Origin of the sequence: Anabaena sp. AL09, assembly GCF_001672255.1 — a bacterium.
In the GTDB taxonomy this organism is placed as follows: Bacteria; Cyanobacteriota; Cyanobacteriia; order Cyanobacteriales; family Nostocaceae; genus Dolichospermum; species Dolichospermum lemmermannii.
On sequence record NZ_LJOQ01000002.1, the window covers coordinates 24,990 to 34,026 of the forward strand.

The 9,037-nt window shown below is 36.6% G+C and carries 14 protein-coding genes; 7 read left to right on the forward strand and 7 right to left on the reverse strand.

Going from position 1 to position 9,037, the window contains the following annotated elements:
* The first annotated feature begins 50 nt into the window (after positions 1-50).
* The gene (locus tag AN490_RS00215; protein WP_299998779.1) at positions 51-584 is read left to right on the forward strand and encodes a hypothetical protein; all 534 of its coding nucleotides are present in this window, start codon (positions 51-53) and stop codon (positions 582-584) included.
* A gap of 83 nt (positions 585-667) precedes the next feature.
* Here the strand turns inward: AN490_RS00215 and AN490_RS00220 are convergent, their stop codons facing one another.
* From AN490_RS00220 to bioB, 3 genes are all read right to left on the reverse strand, one after another.
* On the reverse strand, positions 668-1,036 hold the full coding sequence (locus tag AN490_RS00220) for an aspartyl protease (RefSeq protein ID WP_053538912.1): 369 nt from the start codon (positions 1,034-1,036) through the stop codon (positions 668-670).
* The gene (locus AN490_RS00225) at positions 1,033-1,350 is read right to left on the reverse strand and encodes a hypothetical protein (RefSeq protein ID WP_299998783.1); all 318 of its coding nucleotides are present in this window, start codon (positions 1,348-1,350) and stop codon (positions 1,033-1,035) included. Before AN490_RS00225 ends, AN490_RS00220 begins: the two co-directional genes overlap by 4 nt.
* A gap of 81 nt (positions 1,351-1,431) precedes the next feature.
* Positions 1,432-2,433: a biotin synthase BioB gene (gene bioB, locus AN490_RS00230; protein WP_299998785.1), complete on the reverse strand. Its 1,002-nt coding sequence runs from the start codon at positions 2,431-2,433 to the stop codon at positions 1,432-1,434.
* Positions 2,434-2,511: 78 nt separating this feature from the next.
* On the opposite strand from bioB, the gene AN490_RS00235 reads away from it, so the two are divergent.
* Both AN490_RS00235 and AN490_RS00240 read left to right on the forward strand, forming a co-directional pair.
* Positions 2,512-3,084, forward strand: coding sequence for a GNAT family N-acetyltransferase (locus AN490_RS00235; RefSeq protein WP_299998787.1), 573 nt, complete (start codon positions 2,512-2,514; stop codon positions 3,082-3,084).
* 64 nt (positions 3,085-3,148) lie between these two features.
* A complete protein-coding gene (locus AN490_RS00240; RefSeq protein WP_299998789.1) occupies positions 3,149-4,003 on the forward strand; it encodes a DUF6671 family protein in 855 nt (284 codons plus the stop codon).
* 76 nt (positions 4,004-4,079) lie between these two features.
* Here AN490_RS00240 and tumE read toward each other — a convergent pair whose 3' ends face one another.
* Both tumE and tumA read right to left on the reverse strand, forming a co-directional pair.
* Positions 4,080-4,463 (reverse strand): toxin TumE, encoded by a 384-nt coding sequence (gene tumE, locus AN490_RS00245; protein WP_168696555.1) that lies wholly within the window; start codon positions 4,461-4,463, stop codon positions 4,080-4,082.
* Positions 4,453-4,683 (reverse strand): antitoxin TumA, encoded by a 231-nt coding sequence (gene tumA, locus AN490_RS00250; RefSeq protein ID WP_168650309.1) that lies wholly within the window; start codon positions 4,681-4,683, stop codon positions 4,453-4,455. Before tumA ends, tumE begins: the two co-directional genes overlap by 11 nt.
* A gap of 190 nt (positions 4,684-4,873) precedes the next feature.
* Between tumA and AN490_RS00255 the strand changes: the two genes are divergently transcribed.
* The 3 genes from AN490_RS00255 to AN490_RS00265 are packed head-to-tail and all read left to right on the forward strand — an operon-like array spanning position 4,874 to position 6,842.
* Positions 4,874-6,331, forward strand: a complete 1,458-nt coding sequence (locus AN490_RS00255) for a YdiU family protein (protein ID WP_299998795.1) — start codon at positions 4,874-4,876, stop codon at positions 6,329-6,331.
* A 30-nt stretch (positions 6,332-6,361) separates the two neighbouring features.
* On the forward strand, positions 6,362-6,640 hold the full coding sequence (locus AN490_RS00260) for a type II toxin-antitoxin system HicB family antitoxin (RefSeq protein WP_366925002.1): 279 nt from the start codon (positions 6,362-6,364) through the stop codon (positions 6,638-6,640).
* Positions 6,630-6,842, forward strand: coding sequence for a type II toxin-antitoxin system HicA family toxin (locus AN490_RS00265; protein ID WP_148765312.1), 213 nt, complete (start codon positions 6,630-6,632; stop codon positions 6,840-6,842). The genes AN490_RS00260 and AN490_RS00265 overlap by 11 nt, the downstream gene beginning before the upstream one ends.
* On the opposite strand, the gene AN490_RS00270 is transcribed toward AN490_RS00265, so the two are convergent.
* Positions 6,835-7,872 (reverse strand): glycerate kinase, encoded by a 1,038-nt coding sequence (locus AN490_RS00270; RefSeq protein ID WP_299998801.1) that lies wholly within the window; start codon positions 7,870-7,872, stop codon positions 6,835-6,837. The two genes, AN490_RS00265 and AN490_RS00270, sit on opposite strands and share 8 nt — an antisense overlap.
* 4 nt (positions 7,873-7,876) lie before the next feature.
* On the reverse strand, positions 7,877-8,209 hold the full coding sequence (locus AN490_RS00275; RefSeq protein ID WP_015081524.1) for a DUF565 domain-containing protein: 333 nt from the start codon (positions 8,207-8,209) through the stop codon (positions 7,877-7,879).
* 152 nt (positions 8,210-8,361) lie between these two features.
* Here AN490_RS00275 and AN490_RS00280 point away from each other — a divergent pair, with 152 nt between their 5' ends.
* A complete protein-coding gene (locus AN490_RS00280; RefSeq protein WP_299998804.1) occupies positions 8,362-8,985 on the forward strand; it encodes a hypothetical protein in 624 nt (207 codons plus the stop codon).
* Positions 8,986-9,037 lie beyond the last annotated feature (52 nt).

Sequence of the window (9,037 nt, forward strand, 5' to 3'; positions counted from 1 at the left end):
CGTTAGGCGGAAAGTATCGGATAATAGCGGAGAGTTACGCAAATTTATTTATGAGTTGGCAAGAAGTGCTGAAATACGTAGATGATCTCTTATTTAATCAAACAGGGCAACATCTCAATAGCTTGCAAATAGCAATACTTCGGGGAGTCTTTGAGAATCAAAAGTATGCACAAGTTGCTAGAGAGAGTAACTGTACTGAAGGTCATGTTAAAGATGAAGCTTATGCGCTGTGGCAAAAACTCTCTGAAGCACTACAAGAAACTACTAATAAATCTAACTTTCGGGCAAACATAGAACGTATTATTATCACAAACTCAGCATTTACAGTTCTTGGTAATCAAATTGGTAGTATTAATCTATGTTCTAATAATTCTCAACAATCAGATACAGATATTGTTAAAGCTGAATCAGAGATCATAGGAGTAGAAAGTCTCAATGCTGTAGAAAATGTGAGAAAAAAAGCAAAATTAGAAGTAGTTTTAAATCTCGTAAGATTAGGACTTACAGCAGAGCAAATAGCTCAATCCCTAAATCTTTCTTTAGATGATATAGAGCAATTTATATCTAATGAATCTGAAGTCTAAAATCATAACTTTTCAAGAAAAGGTATGCCAAAATGCTAGACTAAATAACTAATCTATTAATCTCCTAAAGTATAACTTTATAATTAAATTAACGCTAAACTCACCCTATGTCCACCATAATTAGCGACTAAAATAAACAACTTCAACCATCGAGAACCTAATAAAATTTCCTGTATTTCATCTCCAGCAAATACAGGAACTTCAAACTCTTGACCATCTATAATTACCCTACCATGATAAACATCAAATTCAGTTTCTCCTTGAGCAGTTCTTAATTTATTCTGACGTAAAAAAGGCCAATCAAGACTTTGTACATCTTGTTTATTCATGGCTAAATATTCAGTAAATCCTGTGTCTAACATTGTTTCTACAGGAAAACTGAAATTATCTCCATCAATTAAATCAATTTCCAAATAAATTTGACCTTTATCTCCAAATCTTCCCTCAATCATATTCTGCCACTAACTCCCGTTTCATTAATGCCATAAATATGATGAATGACATGAGGATACTTTTCTCTGGCTATTTTACTGGCTACTTCTTGATCTTGATCAATAAAATAATCACCGCTATCAGGTTCAATAGCAATATACCAACCATAATATTTATCTAATATTTCTGGTTTTAACCGCTCAAAAATTACCCAACAACGATCAGAAAATGCCTGTCTTCTAGCTTTTTCCTGAGCTTTTTGTTCATCAGTCCACTGAATTTCGGGAAATACTCGACCACGACGGACAACTCTTTGGGGTGTGGATTGTGTCATCTTCATCACCTGCTTAAAGTTAATCCTAAATTCTAGCATATTCGAGTCCTCTCCCAGTCAGGGAGAGGTAATTTTTAATTGTTATATCATCACTGCATTAGGTGTTTTTTCCTGCTTTTGAAATGGGGGACGCATTTCCAAACCAAGCAAATTCAACATTTCTTTGTCTGCGTCATAATCAGGACAGGGAGTTGTCACCGTCAACATTTTATTATCATCGCTGGAGAAGATGGAATTAGCACCAGCCATGAAGCATAAAGCTTGTTCTACTTGGGAAAGTCTCGCCCTACCTGCACTCAACCGCACGTCAGATTTAGGCATAATAATTCTAGCAGTCGCAATCATCCGCACCACATCCCAAATAGGGACATCAGGTTGATTTTCTAAAGGTGTACCGGGAACTTGGGAAAGAATATTGATGGGTACAGATTCGGGGTGAGGTTGTAAATTTGAGAGAGTATGTAACATTCCGACTCTATCGCTCACATTTTCCCCTAAACCGAGAATACCGCCCGAACATACGGTAACATTAGTTTGGCGAACATTGGCAATGGTATTTAAGCGATCGCTATAAGTTCGAGTCGTAATCACTGTGCTGTAATATTCCTCTGAGGTGTCGAGATTATGGTTATAAGCATACAATCCCGCATCCTCTAACCGCTTTGCCTGGTTCTCTGTCAACATTCCCAAGGTACAGCATACCTCTAAACCCATGTCGGTTACGTCCTTGACCATATCCAGGACTTCTTCAAATTGGGAATTGTCCCGAACTTCTCTCCAAGCAGCACCCATACAAACGCGACTTACACCGCTTTCTTTAGCTGTTTTGGCAATATTTATCACCGTTTCTTTTTCTAACAGTGCTTCGGGTTTTACCTCGGTTTTGTAGCGAGAAGATTGAGCGCAGTAACCGCAATCTTCTGGACAAGCACCAGTTTTAATGGAGATAAGTTTACAAACTTGTATTTGTTCAGGTTTGTGATATTGACGATGCACTGTAGCAGCTTGATAAATTAGCTCTAGAAATGGTGTATTATATATTGTCAATATCTCTGTTGGTTGCCAATTGTAGCGTATTCCCACCGTAATTATCCTTTTTGCAGTCTTTTGGTTTAATGTTCAAATTAGTATAGCTGATACAAAATATTTAAATTTGAGGATATGACATCAGAGCCACCAATTCTGACAAGCGATCGCCTAATATTAAGAATGGCAGTGATGGAGGATATTCCCTACATACTCAAATATTTTACGGAAAATAAAGAATATCTTACGCCATTTTATCCTCAATGGGATGAAAACTTTTTCACTGACGATTATTGGGAGTATCAAGTAGAAACGAGTTTCTGGGAATTTGTGAACAACTATTCATTAAAACTATTTATTTATCGAAAACATCAGCCTAGACAAATTGTGGGGACTGCTAATTTTAGCAACTTTGTCTATAGTGCTGCTCAATTTTGTCAATTAGGATACAGTTTAGCAGAATCAGCACAAGGTTATGGTTACATGACAGAAGCCTTGTCTATTTCCACTAAGTATGTTTTTCAAGAATTAAATCTGCACCGAATTATGGCTAATTATATGCCCCATAATCGCCGCAGTGGTAATGTTCTTAAAAGGGCTGGTTTTGTAGTTGAAGGATATGCTAGAGATTATTTAATGATTAATGGTAAATGGGAAGATCATATTTTTACAAGTTTAACAAATCCCCACTGGCGATCGCATTTATAATACACCAGATCCCCAACTTCTCCAAAAAGTCGGGGATCTAAAGATAATTATGGAGAAATAAATTATGTCAATATATAATAATCGCGTGGCTATTTTGGCGACGATGCACAATAAAGAAAAAGTAATTTCTCCTTTATTGAAAGAACATTTAGGAATTAATTTGATAGTTCCTCAAGGCTTAAATACTGATGTTTTTGGAACTTTTACTAGAGAAATTAAACGTCCAGATACACAAATTATTACTGCTAGGTTAAAAGCTAAAAAAGCCTTGGAAATGTATGATGAAGAAATAGCAATTGCTAGTGAAGGAAGTTTTGCACCTCATCCCCTAATTCCCTATATTTATGCTAACCGAGAAATCATTATTTTTCTGGATCAAGAAAATGATTTAGAAATTATTGGTGAAGTATTTTCTATGGAAACTAATTTTAATCATCAAACTATATCTAGTTTAGAAGAAGCTGAAGAATTTGCTCACAAAGTTGGTTTTCCTGAACATGGTTTAGTAATTTCATTTGATAATATATCTACAGGAAAAACACAATTTATTAAAGGTATTACCAGCAAAGAAAACCTAATCAATTCCGTAGAAACTGCCATAAAAAACACATCTGATAATAAATTTAATATAGAAACAGATATGAGAGCAATGTATAATCCTACCAGGATGAAAAATATTGCTCTCGCTACTCAAGACTTAATTAATAAAATTAATAGTTTATGTCCCCAATGTCATACTCCTGGTTTTATGATTAATCAAAAAATACCTGGACTACCTTGTGAACTTTGTCATCAGCCAACTTCATTAATTAAAGCAGTAATTTTTCAATGTCAAAAATGCGGTTTTACCCAACAACAATTATTTCCTAACAATCAAGAATTTGCTGATCCTAGTTTATGTGAATATTGTAATCCTTAGATCCCCGACTTCTTGAAGAAGTCGGGGATCTATTTTTTTATTTATCATTCTCAAGAAGATATATTATTTTTATAAGCTACTTTAAAAACTCCATCACTTCTTGTAGAACATCAGCTATATGTGGTTTTTCGCAAGCAATTACATTGTCAAAAAGATGTTTATGGTGGGGGAAACTAGACAAGTTGGGAAAGTGTGGTGTACTGTCATAACGAAAAATCAGACTATTTTGCTCATCTTGAAAGTGATAGCGGTAATCAATATATTTAATCTGATTATCTACAACAACAAAGGCTTCACTGACTGCTAGTAAATATCTAATTGCAAAACGTATCCTAATGCGGAGATTAGCCCGCTCTGTCGTTAAAATGACTGCACTATATTCCTCAATGTATGCATTAGAGCAATTGAGTGAAAGTTGCTCAATTTCATCTAAATACGCTTGGATAAGTTTACGCGACATCTTGGAGTTTGCTGGTTATTTCTTGATGTAAAGCTAGATAATGCTGATAATTTCCTGCCCATTCGACAAACACTTCATCATCAGAAGTTTTTCCTTGGTTATATTTGGCAAAAAAATCTTCTGAACTCATTTGGTACTTGATTTCATAAACATTTAACTGTTTGGTAAGGGCAATCAACGCATCTAGTGGAGATGTATATTCGATAACTTGTTTACGCATTCATTTATCTGTTTAAGTTGATTAACTTAATCATATTGTAATTTTAATCAGATATTGATTTTATCCTCAAGAAGATAAATAATTTTCATAAGCTTCTCGTTGCTGTTCTTCAGAAAGATACGTTATTAAATAGAAAGATCGTAAGCTTTTTTGTCTATCATTAAATAAATATCAATTAAGCGTAATTATAATGACTCTGGATGAAACTCTCAATCATACTCATGCTACTAATCCTTTGCTTACCCTCAACTATGAATCAGCCCTAGAGTCTTTAGGTAACGACTACTATGATCAAGTTGCAGCCGAGGAATTTCCCCAACTTATGTTACGCTGGCGCAATGACGCACTACTGCCACGCTTAGGAGTTGCGCCCCAAGTAGTTAAAGACGAAGATTTTATTAATGCTTTTGGTAAATTTGAGGGAAGAGAACCGCTGTTAGCACTACGTTATCACGGTTATCAATTTGGACAATATAACTCCCAATTAGGTGACGGTAGAGGCTTTCTCTATGGACAAGTGCGGGGTATTGATGGGGAATTATATGATTTTGGCACAAAAGGTTCGGGAAGAACCCCCTACTCTCGCGGTGGTGACGGAATGCTAACACTTAAAGGAGGAGTGCGGGAAGTTCTCGCCGCTGAAGCACTTCATCGTTTAGGCGTTTGCACTTCTCGCTGTTTAAGTATGATTGAAACGGGTTTGGGTTTGTGGCGCGGTGATGAACCTTCTCCAACTCGTTCTTCTGTCATGATTCGCATGAGTAAATCTCATATCCGTTTTGGTACTTTTGAACGATTAAACTATTTCAAACGACATGATTTAACTCAAAAACTGTTAGATCATGTAATTGAACAATATTACCCGCATTTGCAAGCTGAAAATGATAAATATGCCTTATTTTATGCCGAATTAGTACAGCGTGTCGCCGAATTAGTAGCACAATGGATGGCAGCGGGTTTTTGTCATGCAGTTCTGAATACTGATAATATGTCAATTACCGGGGAAAGTTTTGACTATGGACCCTATGCCTTTATTCCTACTTACGATCTCCAATTTACGGCGGCATATTTCGATTATTATAAACGTTATTGTTACAGTCAACAACCAGGGATTTGCAAATTAAATTTAGAACTTTTGCAAGAACCTTTAAAGGCGATAATTCACCAAGGTGATTTGGATATTGCTTTATCTAAGTTTGCTGAATATTACCAGGCTGAATATCGAGCTTTGATGTTGAAAAAATTGGGTTTTGAAAATTTACAATTAGAGGAAGCTGATGAATTTTTGCGGTTAACTATTACCTTTTTACATGATAGTCAAGTTGGTTATCATCAATTCTTTGCTGATATAGCTGCTACCTTTTCTAGTAAATGGCGAGATGATCCAGCTTTTGTGATGAATGGTTCAGAACTTAGCCCCGCATTAGGAAAATCAGCCACTTTTGATAATTGGTGTTTCCTCTATCATCAAATTCTTAATCATTTTGATCCTGAACAAATGGATAAAATTCACCAAACTTTGATTGAAGCTAATCCCAAAACAGCATTATTAAGACCTGTAATTGAGTCTGTTTGGGAAAGAATCACTGAAGATGATAATTGGCAACCTTTTTATGATTTAGTGGAAACACTGCAAACAGGAAAGTAGTTTGTCAGTAGGGGCGGGGTTTCCTCGCCCATGAGTCAGGAAATTCGCCTTTTTAATCGCAAGTATTTAACAGGAAATAATATGATAAACAAAAAACTAATTGACTATACAATTATTTTACGCCCCGATGATAATGGAACATTTGTTGCTTACGTTCCAGCAATTAAAGGATGTCATGCGTGGGGAAAAACCCATGAAGAAGCTCGTTCAGAGTTAAACCATGTTTTTGAAATGATATCAGCAGAATATTTAGAGGCTGGTAAATCCTTGCCTAATGATATTGAGGTAACTATTGCTTATGCCAGCTAAAGCCAAAACTTTAGAAAAAGTTGCCAAAAAATTAGGCTTTGAGAAAATTCGTCAAAAAGGTAGTCATGCTCGCTGGAAGCATCCCGATGGTCGCGCAACAACTATTCCTATTCATGGAAATGCTGAAATCGGCAGTTGGCTATTCCAGGAAATTCTTAAACAATTAGAAATTACAGAAGATGAATTTAATAATCTCAGATAGCTTTTCTAATTTTCCCAAAACTATGATCAGCATTAATTTCAATAACTAAATCAACAGATGATGATTGAATTAAGGGATTAATGAATAATTCTGGATGTAAAGAACGCCAAAAATAATTTACAAATTCTTCTATTTCTGCGTCAGTCATTCCTGATTTACCAGCAGCAATCATTTGTCTTTCTGCTTGCTTGCGCCATGCTAAAGAATAACGGTAATCTGTGGGATAAAGAACTATTAAACTATCTAATCTTTCCCACAGTGGTAAATAATCTTTTAGCTGATTATTCATATCAGAGGCAAATTGTTTATCTACGTCTGTAAGAATAGGTGGTGGTGGAGTTAATAACACTTTAGGAGGAATTGGTTTTACGCCCACAAACCAGCCTTCAAACAGAACAATATCTATAGGATTTGTGATAACTTCAGGAGTAGTGCGATCGCCTGCACCGCCATGAGCAGATTTATCAAATCTAGGAACTATCACAGGACTGTTGCCTTGATGAATTTGATCGAGTAAACTTGTAGCTAGATGGATATCGTGGGTTCCGGGCGGACCACGCCAAAGCAACCGGGAATCCTGCTGCATTAAGGCCAAGCGATCGCTATAAGTTTTGTACAAGTCATCCAAAGACAAACTTAACGTTCGATATCCTAACTGCTGGAGAATCAAACCCAGTATCTGGGACATTGTAGTTTTACCAGTTCCTTGTGCGCCTAAAATTCCCTGGACAAAAGGTTTCCCTAACTGTTGACGTTGTGCTGCAATTTGGATTCCCAAGGGTAGCCATAAATCCCACAATACCTGTAACACTTCTGGGGGTTGAATTTTTAGGGTAGTTTGACAAAATTGACTAAAATTAGGGAAAACTAACTTCAGTAAATCCCCTCTCCTTTGGATAACTTCAGCCACATTATCAGAAGTAATATTAAACACCTTAGCTCGCAAAGGATCTGCCAATGCTGCGACTTGTGCTGACACTTGCCAAGATGTGTCTGTTGTTAAAACTTGACTCAACCATTCACTACTCATAAAATCACGAACCCAGTTTTAACGCTTCTAGAAATAGACTGTAGATAAAACCAACCTTGAGATAGTTGAGTATTTCTACCCAAAATGCTTGGCGAACAAAAAAACTCCGACTGTAAAATATTCTACTGGTAATTTCAGTCAGTAGCACTAAAAATCCAGCAACCACAATGTCTAATTCTGCCTTTTGTCCAGCGGTTGTTGATACTGCTGATCCCAAAAAAAAGCCAAACAAAAAACTAATTAGTATTAGCGATAACCGCCGCCAAGGATTCAGAAACCATTCACTCAAGCTACTGAAAATTGTTTCTAATAGGTTGTTCAAGCGAGTATTTTGCATGGGAATAGGGAACAGAAAAAGTCGTTTTGACTTGATGAAACTGGATAATTTATTTTGGAGAACCTAAGTAAACCACTCTAATTACGGTTGGGGATCATTTGTAACCATCGGGTTTAGCTTACAAAAAATCTTATTTCTAAAGCTATATCATTATGAAAAACTTCCTTGATCGGTATCGTAACTTCACTATCGGTTTTTCTGCATTAGGATTGGTGGGGATCATGACAGGATGCTTAGATATGCGGATATCTTTTCAGTCTACAAATCCAGAAACAACCCCATCTATGATGACAAATAGTGGTAAAAATGGGGATGAAATTAACTTAGATAGTACACCAAGTGACTCAGTAGAATCAAGTCCGCAAAAAAATCAGTCCACAGTTGTAGCCTATCAGGTTAACTCTGATAGTAAAAACAAGGCTTCTGGATTGCTTCGCATGAGCAACAAAACTACTCAACCTGTCCGTCTAGCATTGTTAGCTAGACAATCATCCCTCAAAAGTGCGACTGCGAATAAATCTAAATCTGATATTCCGGCTCATTGGGATTTTGCTCCTGAAGAAGGAAGTGAGAGCGGGTTAGTTTTATCTTTACCTCAAGCTAATTTAAGACTTGAGAAAGGTGATATTTTGGTGGCTTTTGCTCAAGATGGTTCTCGACGTTATTGGGGTCCCTATGTTGTGGGAGAAACTTCCTCTCCCCAATGGAATCCGCAAACTCAAGAATGGCAGTTAGTGTTACAAGAAAGACTGGGAAGTTTGAAAGCCCCTGAGTAAGCATTGCGTAGCAATGCCTTAGGTGCTTTTAGACAGGGGATGAAAAGCGACT